Origin of the sequence: Mesorhizobium sp. M1E.F.Ca.ET.063.01.1.1, assembly GCF_003998155.1 — a bacterium.
In the GTDB taxonomy this organism is placed as follows: Bacteria; Pseudomonadota; Alphaproteobacteria; order Rhizobiales; family Rhizobiaceae; genus Mesorhizobium.
The window spans coordinates 1-1,577 of record NZ_RZSC01001059.1 but is presented as its reverse complement, the minus strand read 5'-3'; the positions used below and the strand labels follow the sequence as shown (position 1 = coordinate 1,577).

Here is a 1,577-nt window from a genome sequence, read left to right as displayed (position 1 = left end):
CCTCGGAATCGGCCGGCGGGCACTGCAGCGCGTCCATCGCCATCTCCACCTGCTGCTCGAGGTCCCAAAGGTTGAGGCGGTCCATCTCGTCCTGGAGCTTGGCCGACTCCTCCGCCGTCTCGTCGGAATAGTTCATCATCAGCTCGTTGTAGCGTTCGATGATGGCGGTCTTCCTGGCGACGCCGTCCATGACGTTTCCGCGCACGGTCTTGTTGGCGTCGAGCTGCGGCTCCTGCGCGAGGTAGCCGACGGTCGCGCCCTCGGCCAGCCAGGCCTCACCCTGATACTCCTTGTCGAGCCCGGCCATGATGCGCAGGATGGTCGACTTGCCCGAGCCGTTGGGGCCGAGGATGCCGATCTTGGCGTCCGGATAGAAGGACAGGTGGATGTTGTCGAGCACCTTCTTGGTGCCATAGGCCTTCGACAGGCCGGACATGTGATAGATGAACTGGCGAGCCACGCGCGCTTTCCCTGGAAACTGAAGTGTCAAGGTGGATGGGGGTTGCGCGCTATGTAGGCGATGAAGCGCCGAACGGCAATCGCTTTCGGCGTGCCGTGTCGATCCCAGGGCTTTCGCCGGGCTGGATATCGTTGTTTTCCGTGCGCGGCACGAGCTGGTGAAAGCAGCGGTTAACCATTCGCCGTCAGAACGGAGAAGGTTTGGAAATTGCGGCAAGGCCGCGATTTCCGCAAAAGATCGGATCGATCGTGTTGCTGAACGGTTTCCTGCTCTTTGCCGAAGCGGTTCTTTATTTCGGGGCCATGGTCACGCTCTTCCGCTTCAGGCGCCGCATCGGGCTCGGCGTGTTCGTCTGCGCGCTCGGCGTCATGCATTTCCTCGAAACCTATCTCGCCAGCGCCTTCTACGTCGCGCTGCCCTTCGGCATGGTCTCGCCAGGCTCGGCCGTGATGTTTTCCGGCAAGCTGGTGATGCTGCTTCTCCTCTACATGAAGGAAGACGCGGCGACCGTGCGCCAGCCGATCTATGGCCTGCTGCTTGGCAATGGCTTGCTGATCGGACTGGTGCTCGTCCTGCGCCTGCACGCGATTTCGCCGCTTCCCGACGGCCGGGTCCCCGATATCGGCTTCATCGATGAAATGGGCTGGCTGATGGTGTGGGGAACCTCGCTGCTCTTCGTCGACGCCATCCTGATCATCCTGCTCTACGAGAAGCTCGGCGCCTATCTGCGCCACTTGCCTTTCGCCCGTATCCTCGCCTGCGTCGCCTGCGTGCTGACATTCGACCAGGCTGGCTTCTTCGCCGCGCTGCATTTCGTCGCCGGCGCGCCGATCTCGGTCTTCTTCGGCGGCTGGTTCGCCAAGATGGTCGCGGCGCTCGCTTACAGCGGCATGCTCGTCGCCTATCTGAGATGGGTCGAGGATCACGACATCACGCTGCCGCGCGGGCTCTCCGATATCTTCGATACGCTCACCTACCGCGAACGCTACGAGGCGCTGGTCAAGCATGTCGGCCGCGATGGCTTGACCGGACTGCTCCATCGCGGCAGCTTCGATGCCGACGGCGAGGCGGCTGTCGCGGCGGGGATCCGGACCGCCAAGCCGCTCAGCCTGCTCAT

The 1,577-nt window shown here is 62.8% G+C and carries 2 protein-coding genes; one reads left to right on the top strand and one right to left on the bottom strand.

Features of this window, described 5'->3' with window-relative positions; translation table 11 throughout:
• Positions 1 to 460, bottom strand: a 460-nt coding sequence (locus EOA29_RS35970) for an ATP-binding cassette domain-containing protein (protein ID WP_127222363.1), incomplete at its 3' end; no start/stop codon positions are given.
• Between the two features lie 251 nt (positions 461 to 711).
• Between EOA29_RS35970 and EOA29_RS35965 the strand changes: the two genes are divergently transcribed.
• Positions 712 to 1,577 (top strand): GGDEF domain-containing protein (locus tag EOA29_RS35965; protein ID WP_127222362.1); only part of this gene is annotated, 866 nt, incomplete at its 3' end.